Consider the following 22,626-nt stretch of genomic DNA (forward strand, 5'->3'; position numbering starts at 1 on the left):
TTTTGTCGCTCAATTAGTCCAACATCACAGGAATAAGCAATGAATCTTGCATTTACTAAAACACGTAGTACTGTTGGGATATTGGCACAACCCGTGTCAGTAGAAGTTCATTTATCAAATGGTTTGCCTGGATTTACAATAGTAGGCCTTGCCGAAACCGCAGTAAAGGAAAGTAAGGATCGAGTTCGTTCTGCGATTATTAATAGTCAATTTGAATTTCCCTGCCGCAGAATCACTGTGAACTTGGGACCTGCCGATTTACCCAAAACAGGAAGTGGTTTTGATTTGCCAATCGCTCTTGGAATTCTTGCTGCATCAAATCAAATTCCCCAAAATCAATTAGCCAATCACGAATTTATAGCAGAACTTGCCTTAAGTGGAGAACTTCGAGGCATTTCCGCTATTATTCCTGCAGTCTTAGCAGCGCATAAAAGCCAAAGTTTACTTATTATTGCCAGCGCCAATGCTCATGAAGCATCATTAACCGGCTATCAAAACATCTATAGTGCCAACAATTTGAGAGAAATATGCAGCTACCTTTGCCAAGGAACATCATTACACGCTCTCCCACCCAAGCCTGAATCATGTACCACACAATACACTATGGATTGGTCTGATATCAAAGGACAATTTCATGCGAAAAAAGCAATGGAAATTGCAGCATGTGGTGGTCACAGTATTTTGCTAAGTGGGGCCCCTGGAAGCGGCAAAACGATGTTAGCAAAGCGATTTAATACCTTATTACCTCAATTATCTGAAACAGAGGCATTGGAATGTGTGGTCATCAATTCCATACGTGGTAAATTACCTGATTTTAGCAATTGGCGCTCACCCCCCTTTCGCGCCCCACATCACACCGCATCACCTGTCTCTTTAGTTGGCGGAGGAAACCCGCCTAAGCCGGGAGAAATCTCTCTGGCACATCATGGGGTTTTGTTTCTTGATGAGTTACCTGAATTTAACCGGCAAGTTCTAGAAACGCTTAGACAACCGCTTGAATCAGGAACCGTATGCATTTCAAGAGCCGCGGCACAAACAGAATTTCCCGCTCAATTTCAGTTCATCGCTGCAATGAATCCTTGCCCATGTGGACAATGGGGTAATCCTCAAGCAAACTGTTTATGCAGCCCTGATCGTATTAAACGTTATCATGCGAAGATTTCTGCTCCTTTGATGGATCGTATTGATATGCATATCTCGGTCCAAGCGCTAACCCAGGAAGAATTAGTTGCTCCTAATGTTAATCCCATGAAACAAAGTGAATTAATCCGAGAAAAAGTTATCAAAGTCCGATCAATACAAGTGGAGCGACAAAATTGCTTGAATGCCTATTTAAGCGCTAATACTTGTGAAAAGATTTGTGAATTAGGTTCTCAAGAACAGGATTTTTTACGTCAATCGATGCTGCAATTTAAACTTTCTGCTCGAGGGTATCATCGCTTATTGAAAGTTGCACGAACTATAGCGGACATAAATGAAAGCAGCCAGGTTTCTAAAATTCATCTACAACAAGCATTGTCCTTTAGACATACTTTATCGACTCCAGGAAATTTATAATCCAGGATGGATTGCGCTTGAATTTAGGGTAATCCTAAATTCAAATGCAAATTTAACAAACGCGTAAGATAATATATTATCGGGACAAACACGCCGAATATAAAAATAATAATTATCACTGATATCGAATAATGCTTTACTCCATCACCGATTATTTCATTATGACCATAAATTTTTTTTCTTTTAACTAAAAGATAAATTAAAAATAATAAACCATAAAAAAAAGTAGAGAAAAAGCTGATTCGTACCAGTAAATGATCCATCTCTTTGCTATTTACATAATCAACAGGAAAATTGATAAGAAAAAGACATAGAAGCCAAATAATCATTGTTTTTATAGAGATATTTTGGTTCTCTAGGGCTGCTTCAAACCAAAGAAGGGTCATTGGCAAAATTAATAAAGGAAAATAATAAACCCAACCAAAAGGACTTAGAAGTAGCATCATAGCCAAAGTCAAACAAAAAGGTTGGTGGTTTATCGGAGCATTCTCTGTTGGTCCAAGGTTGCGCCAATACCATAAAATTAAAATGACAAAAATAACACTATAAACCAAATTAACCGGTATTAAATACGACATATTAGGGAGTATTTCGCCACCAAAGAATAATCGAAACATAAAACCATAAATTGAAGCATTCCACTCATCACCATACCAAAATACATTATGCATCATTTTAAAATATTGATGGTAAACCTCTGAACCATATACCAGCACTGGAATAAATACAGCAATCAAGAATGTAACAAGCATACTCAGAAAAACACGAAGACGACCTTGTTTTACAACATAGAAAAATAACAGTGCAGGAAACAATTTAATCGCAATGATAATACCCCAAAATATACCTGCAAGATAATCCCGGCGATTTAGATAAAAATAATAACCCAACATAATGAGGAACAATAAAACGCAACCAAATTGCTGAGTAACAAAATTCATTAGTGTTGGAAAAAATGCGAAATAAAGGAGGTATAGATTTACATAGTTTTTATGAAAAAATCGTTTAGAAAAAGCATAATAAAATGTTATGGTAACCCCAATTATTCCCAGAACAAAAGAAAAACAAAACCAAAAAAGTAATGCATTCGAATAATTAAAATATGCTAAAAAACTAAAACTCCACAAAACAAATGGAGGATTCAAATTGGCAGGTAATATTTTTGTAGAAGATAAGTAGGTAGTAAAAAAATTTCTATAAGGATTTTCACCCTGTAAAAAAGCCTGAGAGGAGAAATAAAAAGAAGAAAAATCAATACGTTGATAATGATTAAAAATAAAATAGGTCAGTAAGCAATAAAAGCTCAGTAGCAGAAGAATGCCTATTTTCTGGTAGCAACGACTCATCCATTTATCCTTAACTCTTTCCGTATTAAATTGCACTTCCACTGTAGCTTCTCAAAATAATTAGCTTTGCTTACATAACGCATCAAAAATTGCCATACGTACGAAAACACCATTAGCAACTTGATTTAGTATAAAGGAATTTGGCCCATCGGCCACATTACTGTCTATTTCAACACCACGATTTATAGGTCCCGGGTGCATCACCATCACATCCGATTTAGTATACGCTAGATTTTCTTTGGTTAATGCAAAATCACGTCGATAAGAATCGAGATCCAAATGATCAGACTCTAATAAACGCTCGTGCTGAACCCGCAAACAAATCACGACGTCAGCATCAGATAATCCATCGTGTAAGTCTTGAGTTGCCCGTCCATAATGCAAGGTCTTTGGTTGCCACAGTTCCGGCGCAACTAAAACAAGCTCACCTACACCGAGTTGTGCACAAATGCATTGAAATGAATTAGCAACACGTGAGTGTCTAATATTTCCCAAAATTGCTATTTTTAATTGATCCAATTGTGGTTTTTGTTCAAGGATCGTCATCATATCAAGCAAACCCTGACTTGGATGAGCATGAGTGCCGTCACCAGCATTTATTATGTGAACACTATCACCGACTTGACTTGCTAAACTTTGTTGCAAACCATCTTGCGAATGACGAATTACAAAATATTTAATTCCCATTGCAGCCAGGGTACGGATGGTGTCCTCAATAATCTCACCCTTAGTTTCAGAAGAGCTCTGTAAATCCAGATTGATTACTGGCATAGATAAACGATTGGCAGCCAACTCAAAACTCACCCGGGTGCGGGTACTATTTTCATAAAATAAATTCGCAACCGTATGTTGTGCATATGAAGGATATTGGGATTGGCCATGGTTTTTGAAATAAACCGCGCGGTGCAATAAAGACTCAATCTGTTGTCGTGATAATTGACTAATTTCTAAAAAATGATTCATAAAACCCTTATCTCTTTTAACTTCACTCCCAAAAATCCAGGGTTTCTTTTCCATTTCGTTAGATTGAGCTCAAGATAATAGAAATAGAAAAAGCCCTATTCAGGATGTTGCAGCCATTGCTCAAGTATAACACAAGCCGCTATACTATCTACCTCAGATTGTTTGATTTTACGATATCCACCTTGTGCAAACAATTGCTCCCTCGCCTCAACTGTTGAGAGTCGTTCATCGACTAAATGAACCGGCAAAGAAAATCGCTTGCGTAATTCTTTGGCAAACCGACGCGCAGCAGAAGTTGTATATAATTCACTGCCATCAATACACGTGGGAATACCAACAATTAATCCTTGAGGGGACCATTCCGCAATAACTTTAGCGACTGCATTCCAATCAGGAACACCCACACGCGCATTAAGAGTAGCAAGAGGAGAAGCACTACACGTTAGTTGTTGACCTACGGCAACACCAATGCGTTTATAACCAAAATCAAAACCTATGAAAACAGGACTAGGCATGGCCGATATTTGAACTAAGTTGACTCATTTTGATCCCTAAAGTGGATCCTGCATAATCCCAACGATCTTCGAAGGGCACCTCATACAGAATTTCGGAGCGATATGGGCAAACTAACCATGTATTCTCAAGGATCTCTTTTTCTAATTGTTGCTCAACCCATCCAGCATAACCTAAAGTAATTAAAACATCTTTAGGTCCTTTATCCTCTGCAATGGCGCGAATAATATCATTTGATGTCGTAACCGTCACCTCATCTTGCAAAAACAAACTAGAACGCCACCCCCCTAATTGTTTATGAATAACAAATCCTCTTTCCGGCTGTACGGGTCCGCCAAACATTAATGGTAAATGGCTTTGCTCTATACGAACCGGTTCAATATGTAATTGTTCAAAAACAATTGACAAGGGAAATTGCATGGGGCGATTTATAATCAAACCGACCGAACCTTGCTCATGGTGTTCACAGATATAAATTACAGTTCGTTCAAAATTAGGATCATTGAGGGAAGGCATCGCAATGAGCAAGTGATTAGCCAAGGAGCTTATAATTGCCATGAGCCCTCCATAAAAGGTCGGTTTATTTAGCTGCTTCTATTTTAATTATACACCAGTTGTTCGTTTTTTATTCAACTATTTTAATGATTACCTACCACCGTAACCTTTACATAAAGCGTTGCTTGTTGGGAAAATGGTCTTCCTGCTGTATATGAAACCGAGGTGGAATCCGTATCCTGTGTTCCCTCTGGACTTCCCAAAGAAACCCACTTATTTAATGGTACCATCAATGTTGTGTCTATATTTTGATCATCAAATTGTTGGCCGCCAGCAGGATTTTGTTGTTCACGCACCCGACGCAGCTTCAATTCAACCTGTGATCCACGCATGACGGGCTGTACTAATAAACCATTTTTAATTTGATGTTGTTGATACTCGATTCCTGTAAAAAAACCCGCACCTACAGCAGTAATAATGGGTACCTCTTGATCAGTCGAAACGAAAGCAGATTCTCCATTCATCACTTTAACCGATTGGGAACGTTTCACTTCAGCCGGAGAGTTTGTGCTATAAGTTACCGAATTTTCATTTTGTGCACTAAGCCAATTTGGGTCACCTTGATAAATAGAAATATTAAATGTTACTGGTGGTACATCGATTTGATGTAATACGGTTCTAATTTGGGTTAATGTTTCAGGAGAAACCTGAACGACTAAGGTTTGATCGGAGCCACTTATTTTTTCTCCAGTTTGCAGCAAAGGTTGTACCAATTGGATAACTTTTTCGACAGGAACATAATGCAATTCAATTACCTTAGTAATCGTTTGGGAAAATACGTTATGTGCTAACAACAATAAACTTATTAGCCAAAATCGCTTCATCCTGAGCTCCTTGTTCCGATTTCATCGATCTGAGTAAAACAATGTATTGTGGAAAACCCTAATATTTTCAATTGTAGACCAATATAAAAAATCATTGCAGCAAATTGAAAATATTTTTATTTTTCACCCTAAAAATCCAATAATAAAGCGAAAAAATTAGTTAACTGCAATTCAATAGTTTTGTTCCGGAAAAAGTTTGGGTATACTTCTCAAAAATTTGCCTAAGAGATGCGAACATCATGGGTAGCATATTTAATATGTTTGGTCCTTCACCAATTAGACCGATAGAACAACACATGCGAAAAGTGCACCAATGTGCCAAACAGCTCTACCCATTTTTTGAAGCGGTTCTAAAAAAAGACTGGACGACGGCCAATAAAATAAAAGAAAAAATAATTTCTCTTGAAAAGGAAGCAGATTTAATCAAGCGAGATCTACGTCTTCATTTGCCTACTGGACTTTTCCTTCCTGTTTCTCGTACTGATTTGCTTGAGTTGCTTAGTGCTCAAGACTTCATCGCGAATAAGACAGAAGATATTGCGATACTTATTATTAGTAGACAAATGACCGTCCCCGCAGCAATAGTTCCCATTTTTATGCCTTTTTTAAGTCGTTGTCTTGACGCATCAAAACAGGCTTGCAAAGCAATTAATGAGTTAGATGAATTACTAGAGACTGGTTTCAGGGGCTCTGAAGTCAAGATTGTTGAGGAAATGATCTTAACCCTTTATGAGATTGAACATGACAGTGATGAACGCCTTGCAGATATTCGACATCGTATTTTTGAAATCGAAAAAGACTTGTCTGCAATTGATGCAATTTTTCTCTACAAATTGGTCCAATGGATTGATGATTTAGCCGATGGCGCTCAACATGTGGGCAGTCGTCTTCAAATTCTAATAGCCCGGTAGTCAACTTCTATGGATTATTCAATTATATATCTTCTTGTAGCAGTCATTTTGTGTTTTTTGATGACTTGGGGTGTCGGTGCCAATGATTTAGCTAATGTCATGAGCACTACAATGGGCTCAAAAGCCGTTACCGTCAAGCAAGCAATGCTAATCGCCATAATTTTTGAATTTGCAGGTGCATTTTTAGGTGGAACTGGTGTTACCGAAACAATGCGTGATGGAATTATTAACTCCAGTGAACTCTCTGGACAACCCTTGATCCTTATAGAGGGAATGTTGGGGGTTTTATTAGCATGTACAATCTGGATGAATCTTGCGAGCTATCTTGGAGTTCCTGTTTCTATTACTAATGCCTTAGTTGGTTCGATGGTAGGTTTTGGGACCATAGTACTAGGCCCCCAAGCAATTCATTGGAATCAAGTAAGTCGTATTGCTGTAAGTTGGATTACCTCTCCAATGATTTCCGGAATCACTGCTTTCATATTGTTTACCAGCATTCAACAAACTATTTTTGTTAAAAGTAACCCACTTACCAAAGCTAAATTATATATCCCTATTTATCTGTTCCTTATTGGCTCTATTTTGTCATTTATCACCGTATTTAAAGGGCTCAATCATTTTCATATTCACCTGAATTTCAAGCAAAATCTAGCTGTTACTTTAGCAACGAGCATTATTATTACAATTATTGGAATGGTCATCATTAAACGCATCCCAGAACACCCTAGAATAAGACGTAGAGAGCGATTTATCCAAGTTGAAAAATATTTTGCCGTGCTTATGGCTATGACTGCTTGTGCGATGGCTTTTGCACATGGCTCCAATGACGTGGCCTTAGCAGTAGGTCCACTTTCAATCATCTATAGCTTGATCATGAGTTCGCATCAAGTTTTTGATGCTAATAATTACCCCGCATGGATTATCTTATTAGGTTGTGTTGGTGTCGTTACGGGCCTTCTTATGTACGGTAGAAAAGTCATTGAAACCGTAGGTAGCGCGATCACCGCTTTGACACCCAGCCGTGCCTTTGCAGCAACGCTTTCCGCTGCAACAACCGTAGTGGTAGCAACAAGTACAGGTATTCCAGTTTCAGCAACGCAAACATTAGTTGGTGCTGTTCTTGGAGTGGGCTTGGCACGAGGTATTGGTGCGTTAAATCTGATTGTAATTCGTAACATCTTCATGTCATGGGTTTTAACATTACCCGCTGCTTCTATTTTGACTATCCTGGCTTACAAAGCATTACATTTCTTTTTGGGCTAAATAAAATCATCCATGTTTCGCAAGATTGTTTTTGTAATGTATAAGCGATCACAAGATGCATTTTGTCAAACACTACGTGTAGCCCGGATGCAGCGAAGCGGAGTCCGGGTTTTTCTGATAAAGATTTCCCCATGTTAAGGCTTGCGCCTTCACCCAGGCTACGATGGCTTTTAAATAAATGTTCACAAGCGTAGAAGGATCTCAGTAAATGAGATGGCATTATCAGTAAATAGAATGCAAAATAAGGACATCCTTCGTCATAGACTCCTTTGAGGGAGAAATGCTAACGATCACTGTCCTGGAGGATGAACGCCTGGAAACAATCTAATGTAAAGTTCGGATTGCTTTTACCGAGGCTATGCGAAGATTAAAATTCTTCCCAGATTTCACCCTTTTCATTTCCATAATCTTTATTATCACGCATCATAAAAATACGCTTGTGCTTGTTAATTTCTTTTATTTGCGATGCAGATTTATTATGAGTTGCATCAAATTCAAAGAAAAATTTATCATAAGGACTAACATAAGCTTTATCTATATCATCGGAGTTCATAACCAATCCAAATAACTATAATTTAAATCGGGTATTTTATAGCTTTTTTATCTAAGTTACCATTACTCTAACTTTTAAAGAAATTAGGAGCAAAGGATGAGTTTAAAGAAAGCGGAGTTACATGTCCATTTGGAAGGTACCATCACTCCTGGATTAGCCGCAAAGCTGGCTGCACGTAATAAATTAGTTCTCCCTGAAGGCCTTGTTGCACCTGATGGAAAAAGTTATTTATCCAAAGACTTTCTCGACTTCTTAAAGGTTTATGACACACTGGCATCCGTAATTCGTTATCCTCAGGATTATTATGATATCACCTTTGACTATTTACGATCTCGTGCTCAAGAAGATGCGATTTATGTAGAGATGATGTACTCACCCGATCATGCAGAGCTCTCCAGTAAAATCCCTTCCGCTGAACATTTAGCTGCAATTCAACAAGCAATTGATGATGCTAAAGAACAGTTCAATATCATAGGACGTATTTTAATTACCGCCGTTCGTCATTTTGGTGTGGAAGCAGTAGAGCATGTAGCGCAACAAGCTCATAAAGATAAATTTCCTTGCGTCACAGGCTTTGGTTTGGGCGGTGATGAGGCAAAATTCCCTCCTAAATTATTCAGTAAAGCCTACCATATTGCGGCGGATGCTGGTCTACAATGCACAGTCCATGCAGGAGAGTTTGCTCCTGCAAGCGGGATGGTCGAGGCGATGGAAAATCTACCAATCCAACGTATAGGACATGGAGTTAATTCAATTTATTCACCAGATACCATGGCAATGGTAAAAGAAAGAAATATTACTTTAGAAATTTGTCCTACAAGTAATATCTTTTTGGGCCTGTTTAAAGATATGAATGAGCATCCCTTACCTAAATTTTATAATGCAGGGATTAAAATTAGCATCAATTCAGATGATCCACCTTTTATGAGTACTACCCTGGGTCAGGAATATCAACGTGTACAAAAGTCATACCACTATAGTGATGAGACAATGAATGCAATAACACGGATGGCCATTGAAGCCGCTTTTGTTGATGAGAAAACAAGAGCAGAGCTTCTATCAAGAATTTAATTTCGCTGTATTAACTAAGAATCGATAGTGTTCGATTGTAACCTGGGTGAAAGCTTAAGCCTGAACCCAGGAGCCTGGGCTAAGCAACAGACTCCTTTGTAGGTTAAGCGACAAAAAACCTAGGGTTAATCATTACGATGTAATTCACCCATCAGCTGTTCAATATAGCGTCTGCACGTCAGAGGGTTATGCAAAAAATTAATAATACGACGAGTACCACCTGTACCTGTGATGCTTATCATCCCATAACTCAAAAGACTGCCCATAATGGATTGACGAATGTCTATCGCTTCAATTTTACTTAGTGGAATATCAATCGTTTGTCTCACGACGACTCCAGTGCGAATAATCACATGATTTTTCTTGATTGTGAGAGAAGAAAAATAATACGTCATCCAGGTTATGCCAATCCATATCAAGGCTAGCGCTGCAAAACCGTACCCAAGTTTATGTAAGAAATCGATTTCCACATAATTAACGATTATTAGAGCAGCGCATAACGATACAACTGGCCAAAAAAATATAATCCAATGCATGCGGGTAAAATAAATAACATTACTGTCGTAGGGCTTTTCAAACATTGATTCACCTATAATCATGAAAGTCTACAAAAAATTATAATATTGCATTTAGCTCGAATTTACTATTCTATACTTCATACGAAGTATATACTAACTCTCTTACATTTTTATTTATTTAGAATCGAAAAATGCGCTCTATTAGTCGTTGCCTTAATAAACAACTTGCTGACCTCTGCCAACGCTCTGTTCAATTAGAAGAGCTTGCAAATAAAATTAAGCTGATGCTTCCTGATGTTTTAGCAAATCAATGTCAGGTTGGCAGTTTTAATAAAGGATGTTTGCTATTAACAACTTCTGACGCTGCCTGGGCCACTCAATTACGTTATGCGATTCCTGAGTTGCGCGATAAATTACGCAAAGAAGCTGGAATGTATCAACTTTCTTCAATTAAAGTGGTTGTTATTGAGCCAACAGCACAATATAACAAATCAGTGCTACCCCAAAAGCATGAGTTATCTGAAAAAGCAAAATCGATCATTATTAGTGAAAGCCAAAATTGTACCTATGAACCCTTACAAAAAGCACTATTGCATTTGGCTGACGGAGAGAATTAAAGGAAATGTATACGGAGCAGTCAAGATGTTTGTCTGTCTTCATGAACTAACATTGACTTAATTCATTGTAGCCTCATTGCCCTCGTCAAAATCAGGAGATCCTTCGTCGTGAATCATCAAGAACGTTATTTAAAAGCCAACAACCTTTTAATAAAAACTTAGCTTGCTTTTAAAGACAGTGTCTACAATAGTACAGAATTAGGAATGTGTTTCAGTTAGTGCTGTTGCAAAACGACGAGCTACCCATTCCGAGCCCAGATAAGCAAAACAATCTTGCAGATATTCAGTCAGTTCTTCTTCTTCTATTATATGTTCTTGACCACTTGGCTCAACATCATGATGAAAATAGGTATCAAAATGGCGTATTGAAAAATCGAGATAATCACGTGTATGGAGAATAAAGGTGTGCCACATCTCATCAAGAATAAGTAATGGCCCAAAAAGGTAGGTTTTCTTACCTTGTTTTGCCCTTTGCGCATTTAGCCACATCCAAGCTAATAAATCCGCAAATAAAACCTGACCTTCTTGTTCAGAAAAGTCAGGATGATAAGAGCAAAAATGATTGACTACAGTTTTATTTTTGTAATCAAGTAGGTCAGATAAATTAATCATCCACAACACGCTTTTTTGGTGCTTGGTTTTTGGGTTACATAACGTACGATACGACAAATCATTTCTTCTTTAGTCATCATTATCTCCACAATTAATTGATACAGTGCAGAAAGTCTAACCAATGTTCAGAATGGATGCAATTTAATTATTTTTATTTTCACTGCATACGGCAACATCCTCCCGAATATTCAGGAGGAGCCGAGTAATTACCAAATCACACAGCGGTTTTTATTCACCATGGGACTGTCACTAGGAATATGGAACGCTTCCTGAAATTGAGGAATGTTCGCTAAACTTCCGTTCACTCTGTATTGGGCAGGAGGGTGAGGATCGGTAGTGACCTGATTACGTAATTGTTGTGGTCGAATGTTCATCGCCCAAACATGTGCTGTGGCGATAAAAAATTGTTGATCCGGAGTAAAACCGCCAATTGTAGGTGCATTTTTATAGGCATCAGAATGCTTAAATGCTCTATAGGCTAGGGTAATACCCCCTAAATCTGCAGCAGCTTCTCCTACAACTAATTTGCCTTGTACATGCAAATTATCATCTACAACATACTGAGAGAACTGATTCACAATGCACTGTGTTGCTGCCTGGAACTTTTCCAAATCACTGGGAGTCCACCAATTCTTTAAATTTCCATGACCATCAAATTGTGCACCTTGATCATCAAATCCATGGGTCATTTCATGTCCCATTACGAAACCAATGGCTCCATAATTTACGGCAGCAGGTGCTTTGGGATCAAAAAACGGCGATTGAAGAATCCCTGCTGGAATATTCAAATTATTCATTGAAGGATCATAATATGCATTGATGGTTTGTGGTGTCATAACCCATTCGGTTCTATCTATAGGCTTACCGATTTTATTAAGATCACGATTCGTTAAAAATTCATTAGCTCGAATTACGTTTAATACGTATGGACCTCTATTAACTACCAATTTGGAATAATCTCTCCACTTGGAGGGGTAACCTACTCGCTCTTCCATCATTGAAAGTTTTTTTAATGCAGCCTCACGAGTAGCAGGAGTCATCCAGGATAGAGTACTAATGTCTTCCTGTAAAACGGTGCGAATATTTTTGAGTATATCCAAAGCTTGTTTCTTATCTTCAGGAGAAAAATAGCGGTCCACATACATTTTACCTATAGCAAAACCCAAAGCCCCATTTTCCGTAGCAACAACCCGTTTCCATCGTGGGAGTATTTTCTCAGCACCCGTCAAAACCGAAACCATTTTAAAATTTTGAGCGACAAAAGGAGCAGACAAATACGAGGCAAAGGCATCAATTAAATGCCAACGTAAATATATTTTCCAATCGTCTAAAGATACCGTTTTCAATTGATTGTTCATGTCCTTAAAAAAACCAGGCATTGCTAAATTAATACTTTTTATTTGATCAAGTCCCATTGCCGAAAAATAGGCTGGCCAAGAAAAATCTGGAGTGACTTGAGCAAGTTGCGCCCTATCCATAATATGATATACCGCATGAGGGTCACGTTGTTCTATCTGTGACATAGAAGCCTTTGCCATTTGTGTTTCTAACTTCATCACTGTCTTGGCTTCAACAGCTGCTTTCTCGGGGGAATCACCTAATAGCTCAAACATTTTGGCTATATGATTTATATAAGCTTCTCGAATTTGTTTAAATTTAGCATCATCTTTTAAATAATAATCACGATCGGGCAATCCCAATCCGCTCTGAATGGCCGCCGCAATCATATCCTCACTGTTTTTAAAATCTTGCATACTGCCAAAATTAAAAAAAACATCAACTCCAATTTGGTGTAAATGAGCTATTTCTTTTTGTAAATCAGTTAAACTTTTCAAATGATTAATTCGATCAAATTCTTGCTGCAGCGGTTTAATACCCAGTTGATTAATGCTCGCCTCATCCATACCACTATAATAAAAATCACCCACTTTTTGTTCTATACTGCCTGGCTTTGCATTTGTATTTTTAGCTGCATCGATTAACATTTGATGAATAATATTTTGGACTTTCTCACTAATTAGATTAAAGCTTCCCCAACTTGAATAATCTGGAGGAATGGGATTATTTTTTTGCCAATTACCCACTGCATAGGCATAAAAATCTTTGCTTGGGGAGATATTGGTATCCAACCAATTCATATGGAGTGCTTGTTCAGCATTTGTTTCGGGTGTTTTTTGAGTACTTGCAGAATATATTGAGGTACTGCATAACAAAGCAAAAGTAAAAAGGCTAATATTTAGTTTCATGCCACAAGGCTCCCTTGCCAATCATTTATTTTCAAAATAAACGTAGCCAGGTGGAGGCAAATCATAACCAGAGACATGCGGTTCTGTTTTCCTGGGTTACGACGTTATCTTCACCCAGGCTACATTCCTACGCTTCGACAGGATAAAATTCAGTGTGCATTGTAGGAAGATATTCTTCTTTATCAAAATAAGTATATTCCCAAGCGTCTTGTCTTACCATTAACTCACGCAACAATCTATTATTCAGTTCATGACCTGATTTGTACCCTTCAAATGCACCAATCAAACTCGAACCCAACAGGTATAGGTCACCAATTGCATCCAATACCTTATGAGAAACAAACTCTGATTCAAAACGAAGTCCATCATCGTTGAGAACACGATAATCATCAACTACTATAGCATTATCCAAGCTTCCGCCTTTTGCCAAATCACATTCTCTTAGTTTTTCATAATCGGAAAGGAATCCAAACGTACGTGCTCTGCATACTTCTTTCACATAAGAAGTCGTTGAAAAATCAAAACTTACAGTTTGTGGCTTATCATTAAAAGCAGGGTGATCAAAGTCAATGGTGAAGGCAATTTTATACCCATCATAAGGATAAAATTGAACGTATTTTCCATTGTCTTCCACCCGAATAGGCTTAAGAATACGAATGTATTTTTTAGGCGCGTTTTGTTCACGTATTCCAGCTGATTGGATCAAGAAAACAAAAGGAGCGGCACTGCCATCCATAATGGGTAACTCTGGAGCATTCACATCAATATAGGCATTATCAATCCCTAATCCTGCTAGGGCAGATAGTAAATGTTCCACGGTGGCAATTTTAACTGGTCCATGGTGTAATGTGGTACATAACATCGTATCGCCCACATTTTCGTATGATGCGGGTATTTCTACTACGGGCGAAAGGTCCACTCTTCTAAAAACTATACCTGTATTAACAGGAGCAGGTCTCAAGGTTAAAAGCACTTTTTCACCGGAATGCAATCCTACACCAGTTGCCTGGATCACCTTTTTAGGAGTTCTTTGTTTTGTCATTCAGTGCTCACCTTGTTCCTCATAATATCATTTTTTAAAATTTTTTATTTTGCACGCAAAACCTAGTGATCGTATCAATATTTTAATATTTAGTCTAATTATTTTTTTATCAAAAATTAAACTTCCCTTCATCCACACTAAGCAAATGAAGGGTCTAATATATTTTTACACCTCTTCTTGCCGGCGTAAAAATGCTGGAATATCAAGATAATCTACATCTGGAATGCTATCCCCTTGTTTTGCGCCAGAGGACACGCCTGATTGAGCTTGTTTACGAACAACTGCTGGTCTCTCTAATTGTTGATAATCAAAAGAACCATCACTTCGCGTTGTTTCAAGCAAACGAGCCCGATGAGATTGGGGTTGTGCCTGTTGGTGGCGCTGTCTTGCATCACCTAAACCAGTCACAATCACTGTAACGCGCATTTCATCCGTCATGTCTGGATCAATTACTGTTCCGACCACCACTGTTGCATCATCAGAAATGAATTCTTTAACTACATCACCAACCTCTTCAAACTCACCAATTGACATGTCAAGACCAGCAGTAATATTAACTAATATTCCTCGTGCGCCTGAAAAGTTTACATCCTCTAATAATGGAGATGCAATGGCTGCTTCTGCAGCTTGTCGTGCTCTTTGTTCACCCACGGCACTACCAGTACCCATCATAGCCATACCCATTTCTGACATGACTGTGCGTACGTCTGCAAAATCAACGTTAATCAAACCAGGGCGTGTAATTAAATCAGAAATCCCTTTTACTGCACCAAGTAAGACATTATTTGCAGCCTTAAATGCATTTAGAAGGCTGATGTTCTTTCCTAAAACACTGAGTAATTTATTATTAGGAATCGTGATCAATGAATCAACATGTTCTGCTAAGCGACGGATTCCGTCTTCTGCGGCTAACGCACGTTGCTTACCTTCAAATGAAAACGGTTTGGTAACAACTGCTACAGTTAAAATACCCAATTCCTTAGCAATCTCTGCGAAAACCGGCGCGGCGCCTGTTCCAGTTCCACCACCCATTCCGGCGGTAATGAATACCATATCTGCACCACTTAAGATTTCCCGGATATGGTCTCTATCTTCTTCGGCTGCTTCGCGACCTATTTGTGGATTTGCACCTGCACCTAAGCCTTTAGTCAGCTCATCACCTAGTTGAATATGTATTTTTGCATTTGAGCCTCTCAGTGCTTGAGCATCAGTGTTAGCACAAATAAACTCAACTCCATCAATATTTTCTGCAACCATATGTTGGACGGCATTACCACCACCACCGCCAACACCTACTACCTTGATAACAGCATTATTACTTTGGTGTTGGCCTTCCATTAATTCAAACATAACCTGCTCCCCTCATATGTTTAATCTTTCAACAAATCTCGGCAGTAAACCCTTAAATGGAATCATCACCGACTTAGTTATATACGTTAGTTGTAACCTAAAAATTACCCTGAAACCATTCTTTCATACGGGCCCATATACTTTGGGTATTCTCATTCATTGTAGGAACCTTGTAGTTTGATACATACTGTTGTTGGTATCCTTGCAACAACAAGCCTACCCCTGTTGCAAATGAAGGATTTTCTGTTGCTTCAGCCAATCCAGAAACATAATGAGCACAACCTTTTCGTACTGGCATTTCAAAGCAAAGTTCTGCAAGTTCAATACCTCCTCGAACATTAGCAGCACCGCCTGTTAAAACAATGCCTGCAGCCATTCTATCTTCAAAACCACTACGTCGTAATTCATTACGTACTAAAGTAAACAGCTCCTCATAACGCGCCGCGACTACATCAGATAGGGTTTTTGCTGATATCTTTCTTCCTGGTCTGTCATTAACGCTAGTCACTTCCAACATGAGATCTGAGTTTGCTAGTTCAGTTAAAGCACACGCATGATTCAGTTTAATGGACTCGGCTGCTTTTGTGGGTGTGCGCAACGCCATAGCGATATCATTGGTTACTTGATCTCCCGCAATGGGAATTACGGCTGTATGCTGAATCGCACCTTCGCAAAATATCGCAATATCGGTAGTACCACCACCAATATCAATCAAGCACACACCAAGATCTTTTTCATCTTCGGTTAAAACTGCATGGCTTGAAGCCAATTGCTCCAGAATAATATCATTGACCTCTAAACCACAACGACGGACGCACTTGACTATATTCTGGGCAGCACTTACTGAGCCCGTAACAATATGTACACGGGATTCAAGCCGTACTCCGGACATGCCGATGGGCTCGCGAATACTGCCTTGTTGATCGATGATAAATTCCTGCGGTAAAACGTGTAGAATTTTTTGATCGGCAGGAATTGCTACAGCTTTTGCGGCATCGATCACACGCTCTACATCGGCTTGTGATACTTCTTTATCGCGAATCGCAACAATGCCATGTGAATTTAAACTACGAATATGACTGCCCGCAATACCTGCATAAACAGTTCGCACCTCACATCCAGCCATAAGCTCAGCTTCCTGAACCGCTCGCTGAATGGAGTTCACAGTAGCCTCTATATCAACCACAACACCACGTTTTAAACCACGAGAGGGATGACGACCTATTCCGATAATTTCTATTGCACCATCAGCTGTAACTTCTCCAATTAATGCAATTACTTTTGAAGTTCCAATATCCAATCCAGTGATAATATCTTTTTCTATTTTTTTTGCCATTATCGTTCCGTTTGTTGTTTCCACTGCACCGCCATACCACGTGGATAACGCAGGTCCACGCTAGACAATTGCTCAATTTTTTCAGCAAACACTGCTGGATATGCTTTACAAAAACGCTGCAATCGTTCCTCTAACTCTTTCTTTCCTAAATATATTTTTATATCATTGCCTAAAAGTAATACCCAGGATTGGTTTTCTCTTAGATGCAGTCCAGTGGCGTTTAAACCATACATTGACAATATCTTACTCAATTTTTCGTAAACTTGTAAGACTTCTTCTTGTTGAGATAGTGGTCCTTTTAATTTTGGTAAGCTTAGCCCTTCTGGAACAGCACCTTCATTGAATAATCTTCCGTCCTCAGTCATGAGGGCATTATCCCAAATGGCAACGGGTTTTTTTTCAACAAGCCTTATTTTCAATGTATCTGGCCAAACACGCTCCACAGATGCAGTATCGATCCATCCAAGCTCATTCAACTCATTCTGTAACGCATTGATTGATAAAGTAAAAAAGCTGTTACTCAAGTGTTTTGATAATACCCCTTCCAGCTCTTTATGCGTCACATGTTCGTAATTTGCAGCGACTTTGATTGTGGTAATTGGAAAGCGCTCTGCATCGGATAGATAATAGTAGCCTAAGCGACAAGTTAAGAATATTGCACTTAAACTTAGTACCAACAACCAACAGATATATCGCAAATTACTGGAATCAACATCCCTATTTTTATTCATGGTGCTCACAAATAGTTAGTTACCAAGTGTTGGCGGCAATTCTGATGCACCATCGCAATACGAATCAATTCATCCAATAAATCAGGATAAGATAAGCCACTCGCCTGCCATAATTTTGGATACATACTAATTGAAGTAAATCCAGGTAAGGTGTTTACTTCATTAAAATAGATTGTTTCTGTTTTATCATTAACAAAAAAATCCACACGCGCCATCCCTTTACATTTTAAGCGGATAAAAATATCTGCAGCAGCCTTTCTTAATTGCTCGTATAAATTCTGACTCAAAGGAGCCGGTACAATCAGATCGGTTTGTGCACTTTCCAAGTATTTTGCGGAATAAGAATAAAAACCATCGGGATGATGTACACGTATTTCACCAGCAATACTAACTCTTGGCTCACCCGAAGGTACAGTACTCTCCAGAACAGATAACTCAATTTCTCGTCCAGAAATAAAGGACTCTACTAAAATCTCTTCGTCATAGCGCAAAGCATCATCAACTGCGACTAACAATTCAGCCATATTTTTTGCTTTATGTATGCCTACGCTGGAACCCATTGAGCAAGGTTTAACAAATAAAGGCCAACCAAACTCCTCTGCAACCTCATGACAAAAGTGTTGTCTTTCAGATGCTGAGGTATGCCATGATAAGAGTTTATAATTTGCTGATTTTAAACCATCAACGCAAACAATGCGTCTGGCCATATCTTTATCCATTCCAATGGATGAAGAAAGTACATCACAACCGACATAAGCAACACCAGCTAATTCAAGCATTCCTTGCAAGCATCCATCTTCATATAAAGGTCCATGCACTACAGGAAAAACGACATCAGCATCAACCGATAAACGTCCATTAATGAACAAGCCAACCAAAGGTTTTGAGTGTTCGGTTACTACAGGAAGCTTTTCTTTATAAGCAAGTAAATCCTGATATTGATGAAGATGAAATAATCCCTCTTTATCCATTGCTACTGGAATAATATTATATTTTTCAGCATCCAAATGGGTAAGCACAGATGCCGCTGAAATTAATGAGATTTCATGTTCTCCAGATTTTCCACCATAAAGCAGAACTAAATTGAGAAGCTTGGACATTTAACGGTCTCCGATTATATGAACTTCGCGCACCAACTCAATTGTTGTCTGCTCACGAACTTTAGTTTGTACTAAATTTATCAATGCTTCAATATCAGCTGCAGTAGCTGTACCTTGATGATTGATAATAAAATTAGCATGTTTTTGAGAAACTACTGCCCCACCGATATTGAAGCCTTTTAATCCACAGGACTCAATAAGTCGAGCTGCAAAATTTTCTGGTGGATTTCGAAACACTGACCCACAATTGTATTCATTAGTCGGTTGAGTGTTTGCACGATGAGCCAACAAATCTTTTATGACCTGTAACGAAGTTTCTTTATCACCAGGAGGAAGCTTAAATGTGGCCGAGATGAACCATTCATCGGGAGGAACAGCCACATGTCGATAGGCAACCTCATATTCCCCGGGCTTACGAATTCTTATTTCACCATTTCGCGTCATGGTCTGCAGTTCAACCACAAACTGCCACGTTTCGCCACCATGACAACCGGCATTCATGCGCAAAGCGCCTCCCATTGTTCCAGGGATACCCGCCCAAAACTCGCCACCAGCCAAATCATTACGCGCACAAAAACGCGCCATGCTCGCACAAGAAACCCCTGCTTCAACTTTAACAATTTGCTTGTCTAAGAGTGCAATTTCTTTTAAGCATCCTTGAGTCAAAATCACTGTTCCGGGGAATCCAGTATCGCGAATTAAAGAGTTGGAACCTAATCCCAACCATAATAAAGGTTCTGTTTCCGGAAGCTGGCGAAGAAATATAGCCAGATCAGCAATGCTTTTGGGCTTATATAGCTTGGCAGCAGGTCCCCCAACACGCCAGGTAGTATATTCTGCCAAAGACTCATTATAAAGCAAACTGCCTTGAAATTCAGTTACAAGGCCACAATCATTCTCAGTTGGACTCATGTTGCTCTCACACTTCCTTCATTAAGTTTACAGCAATTTGACCAATACTACCGGCTCCCTGCATCAATATCACATCACCATCTTTAATCAACTGATTCAATTTTGCTTTAAGCGATTGTTCATTCACAAGAGTTACTTTTTTATCTTTACCTCTAATTTTCTGTGCCAAACTCTCACTGCTTACTCCAGGGATTTCGGGTTCCCCTGCGGAATAAATATCAAATAAGAATAATTCATCTGCAAGGCTCAGCACATCCACAAACTGCTCTTGTAAAGATTGAGTTCTTGTATAACGATGCGGTTGAAAGACATGTACCAAACGCTTATTAGGCCAAACATGTCGAAATGCATCGATGGTTGATAGAATTTCTTGAGGATGATGGCCGTAGTCATCAACAATAAGAGCTGAACCATGCTCAAATTTTTTCTCACCTAACATTTGAAAACGACGCCCCACTCCCTGAAACTTCGCTAAGGCACGTTTAATAGAAGCATCGTCTACACCTAATTGCGTCGCTATCGCAATAGAGGCCAAAGCATTTAATACATTGTGGCGGCCTGGATACTGAAATTGAATATTTAATTCAGAATAAGGGACTGGACGTACTACAGTGAACTCACTAATGAGTTCGTTTTGAGTCCAATTGGTCGCACGATAATGTGCTTCCTCAGAAAATCCGTACGTTAAGGTTGGTCGCTCAATGGCGGGAACAATCTTACGTACTTCTGGATCATCAATACATACCACGGCTAACCCGTAAAAAGGTAAATGATGTAAGAATTCAAGGAACGTTGTTCTTAATTTATCAAAATCATTCTCATAGTTATCCATATGATCTGCATCGATATTGGTCACTATGGCCATCATGGGTTTTAAGAATAAAAAGGATGCATCACTTTCATCAGCCTCAACAACAAAATAGGGGGATTGACCAAGTTGAGCATTAACCCCAAGGCTATTTAATTTCCCACCAATAACAAAACTTGGATCTAAACCACCTTCCGCTAAGAGACTACTGACTAAACTTGTTGTGGTTGTTTTACCATGGGTTCCCGCTACAGCAATACCATGGCGAAAGCGCATGAGTTCGGCAAGCATCGCTGCTCGTGGTATTACTGGTATCATTTGTTCGCGAGCAGCCACAATTTCAGGATTATTCATACCTACAGCCGAAGAACGCACAACCACATCAGCACCTTTTATATGTTCGGCTTTATGTCCCATATAAACAGGAATGCCCAAAGATTTTAATCTTTGTACCGTACTGCCTTCGCCTAGATCCGAACCTGTAATTCGATATCCTTGGTAGTGTAATACTTCAGCGATACCACACATGCCAACCCCACCAATTCCAACGAAATGTATTTGTTCTACGCAGCCCATCCTTGAAGATATAAATTGTCCTGAATTACCCACAAATGCCCCCTTATGCTGACAGTGGCCCCAATCCAAGAGCTTGCCAACGATTTTCATGATCAATGCGCAATAATAACGCAATTACAACACAATTGATAACCATACTTGCACCACCATAACTCATTAGTGGTAAAGTTAACCCTTTTGTCGGTAATAATCCCGAATTAACACCCATATTTATAGCTGCTTGCAGCCCCAGCCAAAAAGTCAGACCATAAGCAGTATATGAAGCAAACAACCGTTCTTGCACATAAGCATTGTATGCAATAGTCATACCTCTAATAACCAGTATAGTGTATAAGAACATGACCATTAAAATGCCTACCAGCCCTAACTCTTCAGCCAATACAGCAAATAAAAAGTCGGTATGGGCTTCTGGTAAATACAATAATTTTTGAATGCTTTCTCCCAAACCCGAACCAACCCATCCCCCTCGACCAAATGCGATCAAAGATTGAGTTAACTGATAACCACTATTATATTGATCCGCCCAAGGATCTAAAAATGCCGTTAAGCGAGCAACTCGGTAGGGAGAGGAAACCGCTAAACAGGCCAGTGCACCCATAACTACAAGCATCAATCCTATATAATAGCGTAATTTTACACCCGCTAAAAATAGCATCGCCATAACGGTACCAGAAATCACCACGGTAGCGCCAAAATCAGGCTCAAGTAATAACAAAAAGGAAACAACGGCCAAAATTACCATCGGCTTGATAAAGCCCAAAATGCTATTACTGACTGCCTTTTGTTGACGGACTAGATATCCTGAAAGGTAAAAGATCATAGTGAGCTTGGCAAGTTCAGATACTTGCACACCTATTGGTCCTAAAGCCAACCATCGTCGGCTGCCATTCACTGACCGACCTATTCCAGGAACCAACACAATAACGAGCATAAATAAGCAAATGAGCAGCATCGGCATGCTGAGCCGCTCCCAAACACTACTATCAGTCCTAATCACGATAAGGGCAATCATTAAACCCGCAAATAAATAACATGCTTGGCGAATCAAAAAATGAAATGGTTGATGGAAATACTTGGTAGAAATCATGACTGAACTTGAGGCCACCATCATCAGCCCAATAATCAACAAACCGATGACCACACTAATCAACCATTTATCATAAAGAGAAATAGGTTTACTGACAGGTTTGCCTCTTTGATTCACATGTCTTGGCCGCATTGA

At 39.1% G+C, this 22,626-nt stretch carries 22 protein-coding genes; 5 read left to right on the forward strand and 17 right to left on the reverse strand.

Features of this window, described 5'->3' with window-relative positions; all coding sequences use genetic code 11:
- Positions 1–39: 39 nt before the first annotated feature.
- Positions 40–1,557, forward strand: a complete 1,518-nt coding sequence (locus tag ACWTEW_RS36585; RefSeq protein ID WP_454782904.1) for a YifB family Mg chelatase-like AAA ATPase — start codon at positions 40–42, stop codon at positions 1,555–1,557.
- Between the two features lie 23 nt (positions 1,558–1,580).
- Here the strand turns inward: ACWTEW_RS36585 and ACWTEW_RS36590 are convergent, their stop codons facing one another.
- From ACWTEW_RS36590 to ACWTEW_RS36610, 5 genes are all read right to left on the reverse strand, one after another.
- A complete protein-coding gene (locus tag ACWTEW_RS36590) occupies positions 1,581–2,903 on the reverse strand; it encodes a glycosyltransferase family 87 protein (RefSeq protein ID WP_454782905.1) in 1,323 nt (440 codons plus the stop codon).
- A 60-nt stretch (positions 2,904–2,963) separates the two neighbouring features.
- The gene (locus ACWTEW_RS36595; protein WP_454782906.1) at positions 2,964–3,866 is read right to left on the reverse strand and encodes an aspartate carbamoyltransferase catalytic subunit; all 903 of its coding nucleotides are present in this window, start codon (positions 3,864–3,866) and stop codon (positions 2,964–2,966) included.
- A 95-nt stretch (positions 3,867–3,961) separates the two neighbouring features.
- Positions 3,962–4,381 carry a Holliday junction resolvase RuvX gene (ruvX, locus tag ACWTEW_RS36600; protein WP_454782907.1) on the reverse strand — a complete coding sequence of 140 codons (420 nt, stop codon included), beginning with the start codon at positions 4,379–4,381 and terminating at the stop codon, positions 3,962–3,964.
- Positions 4,374–4,937: a YqgE/AlgH family protein gene (locus tag ACWTEW_RS36605; protein WP_454782908.1), complete on the reverse strand. Its 564-nt coding sequence runs from the start codon at positions 4,935–4,937 to the stop codon at positions 4,374–4,376. Before ACWTEW_RS36605 ends, ruvX begins: the two co-directional genes overlap by 8 nt.
- Positions 4,938–5,017: 80 nt before the next feature.
- On the reverse strand, positions 5,018–5,758 hold the full coding sequence (locus ACWTEW_RS36610; RefSeq protein WP_454782909.1) for a type II/III secretion system protein: 741 nt from the start codon (positions 5,756–5,758) through the stop codon (positions 5,018–5,020).
- Between the two features lie 239 nt (positions 5,759–5,997).
- Between ACWTEW_RS36610 and ACWTEW_RS36615 the strand changes: the two genes are divergently transcribed.
- A complete protein-coding gene (locus ACWTEW_RS36615) occupies positions 5,998–6,669 on the forward strand; it encodes a TIGR00153 family protein (RefSeq protein ID WP_454782910.1) in 672 nt (223 codons plus the stop codon).
- A 9-nt stretch (positions 6,670–6,678) separates the two neighbouring features.
- Positions 6,679–7,932 (forward strand): inorganic phosphate transporter, encoded by a 1,254-nt coding sequence (locus tag ACWTEW_RS36620; RefSeq protein ID WP_454782911.1) that lies wholly within the window; start codon positions 6,679–6,681, stop codon positions 7,930–7,932.
- A 367-nt stretch (positions 7,933–8,299) separates the two neighbouring features.
- Here the strand turns inward: ACWTEW_RS36620 and ACWTEW_RS36625 are convergent, their stop codons facing one another.
- On the reverse strand, positions 8,300–8,485 hold the full coding sequence (locus tag ACWTEW_RS36625) for a CBU_0585 family protein (protein ID WP_454782912.1): 186 nt from the start codon (positions 8,483–8,485) through the stop codon (positions 8,300–8,302).
- Positions 8,486–8,581: 96 nt separating this feature from the next.
- On the opposite strand from ACWTEW_RS36625, the gene ACWTEW_RS36630 reads away from it, so the two are divergent.
- On the forward strand, positions 8,582–9,556 hold the full coding sequence (locus ACWTEW_RS36630) for an adenosine deaminase (RefSeq protein WP_454782913.1): 975 nt from the start codon (positions 8,582–8,584) through the stop codon (positions 9,554–9,556).
- Positions 9,557–9,681: 125 nt separating this feature from the next.
- Here the strand turns inward: ACWTEW_RS36630 and ACWTEW_RS36635 are convergent, their stop codons facing one another.
- Entirely contained in the window at positions 9,682–10,137 is a 456-nt protein-coding gene (locus ACWTEW_RS36635) for a PH domain-containing protein (RefSeq protein ID WP_454782914.1), read from the reverse strand.
- A 128-nt stretch (positions 10,138–10,265) separates the two neighbouring features.
- On the opposite strand from ACWTEW_RS36635, the gene ACWTEW_RS36640 reads away from it, so the two are divergent.
- Positions 10,266–10,691 carry a DciA family protein gene (locus ACWTEW_RS36640; RefSeq protein WP_454782915.1) on the forward strand — a complete coding sequence of 142 codons (426 nt, stop codon included), beginning with the start codon at positions 10,266–10,268 and terminating at the stop codon, positions 10,689–10,691.
- Positions 10,692–10,889: 198 nt separating this feature from the next.
- On the opposite strand, the gene ACWTEW_RS36645 is transcribed toward ACWTEW_RS36640, so the two are convergent.
- The 10 genes from ACWTEW_RS36645 to ftsW all read right to left on the reverse strand — a co-directional run bounded on the left by ACWTEW_RS36645 (position 10,890) and on the right by ftsW (position 22,623).
- On the reverse strand, positions 10,890–11,303 hold the full coding sequence (locus tag ACWTEW_RS36645; protein WP_454782916.1) for a glycine-rich domain-containing protein: 414 nt from the start codon (positions 11,301–11,303) through the stop codon (positions 10,890–10,892).
- Positions 11,304–11,509: 206 nt separating this feature from the next.
- Positions 11,510–13,549 carry a M13 family metallopeptidase gene (locus ACWTEW_RS36650; protein ID WP_454782917.1) on the reverse strand — a complete coding sequence of 680 codons (2,040 nt, stop codon included), beginning with the start codon at positions 13,547–13,549 and terminating at the stop codon, positions 11,510–11,512.
- Positions 13,550–13,676: 127 nt separating this feature from the next.
- Entirely contained in the window at positions 13,677–14,591 is a 915-nt protein-coding gene (gene lpxC, locus ACWTEW_RS36655) for a UDP-3-O-acyl-N-acetylglucosamine deacetylase (protein WP_454782918.1), read from the reverse strand.
- Between the two features lie 165 nt (positions 14,592–14,756).
- Entirely contained in the window at positions 14,757–15,941 is a 1,185-nt protein-coding gene (gene ftsZ / locus ACWTEW_RS36660; protein ID WP_454782919.1) for a cell division protein FtsZ, read from the reverse strand.
- Between the two features lie 97 nt (positions 15,942–16,038).
- The gene (gene ftsA / locus ACWTEW_RS36665; protein ID WP_454782920.1) at positions 16,039–17,277 is read right to left on the reverse strand and encodes a cell division protein FtsA; all 1,239 of its coding nucleotides are present in this window, start codon (positions 17,275–17,277) and stop codon (positions 16,039–16,041) included.
- The gene (locus tag ACWTEW_RS36670; RefSeq protein WP_454782921.1) at positions 17,277–18,008 is read right to left on the reverse strand and encodes a cell division protein FtsQ/DivIB; all 732 of its coding nucleotides are present in this window, start codon (positions 18,006–18,008) and stop codon (positions 17,277–17,279) included. The genes ftsA and ACWTEW_RS36670 overlap by 1 nt, the downstream gene beginning before the upstream one ends.
- Before the next feature lie 5 nt (positions 18,009–18,013).
- Entirely contained in the window at positions 18,014–19,108 is a 1,095-nt protein-coding gene (locus tag ACWTEW_RS36675; RefSeq protein ID WP_454782922.1) for a D-alanine--D-alanine ligase family protein, read from the reverse strand.
- Complete coding sequence (murB, locus tag ACWTEW_RS36680) at positions 19,109–20,020, reverse strand: UDP-N-acetylmuramate dehydrogenase (RefSeq protein WP_454782923.1); 912 nt, start codon at positions 20,018–20,020, stop codon at positions 19,109–19,111.
- 7 nt (positions 20,021–20,027) lie between these two features.
- Complete coding sequence (gene murC / locus ACWTEW_RS36685; protein ID WP_454782924.1) at positions 20,028–21,437, reverse strand: UDP-N-acetylmuramate--L-alanine ligase; 1,410 nt, start codon at positions 21,435–21,437, stop codon at positions 20,028–20,030.
- Between the two features lie 10 nt (positions 21,438–21,447).
- The gene (gene ftsW / locus ACWTEW_RS36690) at positions 21,448–22,623 is read right to left on the reverse strand and encodes a putative lipid II flippase FtsW (protein ID WP_454782925.1); all 1,176 of its coding nucleotides are present in this window, start codon (positions 22,621–22,623) and stop codon (positions 21,448–21,450) included.
- Positions 22,624–22,626: the final 3 nt, after the last annotated feature.

Source organism: Legionella stuttgartensis, from assembly GCF_977063405.2.

Coding starts and splice junctions, on each gene's coding strand:
- ACWTEW_RS36615 (WP_454782910.1), top strand. CDS start 5,998: ATGGGTAGCATATTTAATATGTTTGGTCCTTCACCAATTAGACCGATA.
- ACWTEW_RS36605 (WP_454782908.1), bottom strand. CDS start 4,937: ATGGCAATTATAAGCTCCTTGGCTAATCACTTGCTCATTGCGATGCCT.
- ACWTEW_RS36670 (WP_454782921.1), bottom strand. CDS start 18,008: ATGAATAAAAATAGGGATGTTGATTCCAGTAATTTGCGATATATCTGT.
- ACWTEW_RS36650 (WP_454782917.1), bottom strand. CDS start 13,549: ATGAAACTAAATATTAGCCTTTTTACTTTTGCTTTGTTATGCAGTACC.
- ACWTEW_RS36620 (WP_454782911.1), top strand. CDS start 6,679: ATGGATTATTCAATTATATATCTTCTTGTAGCAGTCATTTTGTGTTTT.
- ACWTEW_RS36645 (WP_454782916.1), bottom strand. CDS start 11,303: ATGATTAATTTATCTGACCTACTTGATTACAAAAATAAAACTGTAGTC.
- ftsA (WP_454782920.1), bottom strand. CDS start 17,277: ATGGCAAAAAAAATAGAAAAAGATATTATCACTGGATTGGATATTGGA.
- ACWTEW_RS36630 (WP_454782913.1), top strand. CDS start 8,582: ATGAGTTTAAAGAAAGCGGAGTTACATGTCCATTTGGAAGGTACCATC.
- ACWTEW_RS36675 (WP_454782922.1), bottom strand. CDS start 19,108: ATGTCCAAGCTTCTCAATTTAGTTCTGCTTTATGGTGGAAAATCTGGA.
- ACWTEW_RS36610 (WP_454782909.1), bottom strand. CDS start 5,758: ATGAAGCGATTTTGGCTAATAAGTTTATTGTTGTTAGCACATAACGTA.
- ruvX (WP_454782907.1), bottom strand. CDS start 4,381: ATGCCTAGTCCTGTTTTCATAGGTTTTGATTTTGGTTATAAACGCATT.
- ACWTEW_RS36635 (WP_454782914.1), bottom strand. CDS start 10,137: ATGTTTGAAAAGCCCTACGACAGTAATGTTATTTATTTTACCCGCATG.
- murB (WP_454782923.1), bottom strand. CDS start 20,020: ATGAGTCCAACTGAGAATGATTGTGGCCTTGTAACTGAATTTCAAGGC.
- ACWTEW_RS36640 (WP_454782915.1), top strand. CDS start 10,266: ATGCGCTCTATTAGTCGTTGCCTTAATAAACAACTTGCTGACCTCTGC.
- ACWTEW_RS36585 (WP_454782904.1), top strand. CDS start 40: ATGAATCTTGCATTTACTAAAACACGTAGTACTGTTGGGATATTGGCA.
- ACWTEW_RS36590 (WP_454782905.1), bottom strand. CDS start 2,903: ATGAGTCGTTGCTACCAGAAAATAGGCATTCTTCTGCTACTGAGCTTT.
- ACWTEW_RS36625 (WP_454782912.1), bottom strand. CDS start 8,485: ATGAACTCCGATGATATAGATAAAGCTTATGTTAGTCCTTATGATAAA.
- ACWTEW_RS36595 (WP_454782906.1), bottom strand. CDS start 3,866: ATGAATCATTTTTTAGAAATTAGTCAATTATCACGACAACAGATTGAG.
- lpxC (WP_454782918.1), bottom strand. CDS start 14,591: ATGACAAAACAAAGAACTCCTAAAAAGGTGATCCAGGCAACTGGTGTA.
- ftsW (WP_454782925.1), bottom strand. CDS start 22,623: ATGCGGCCAAGACATGTGAATCAAAGAGGCAAACCTGTCAGTAAACCT.
- ftsZ (WP_454782919.1), bottom strand. CDS start 15,941: ATGTTTGAATTAATGGAAGGCCAACACCAAAGTAATAATGCTGTTATC.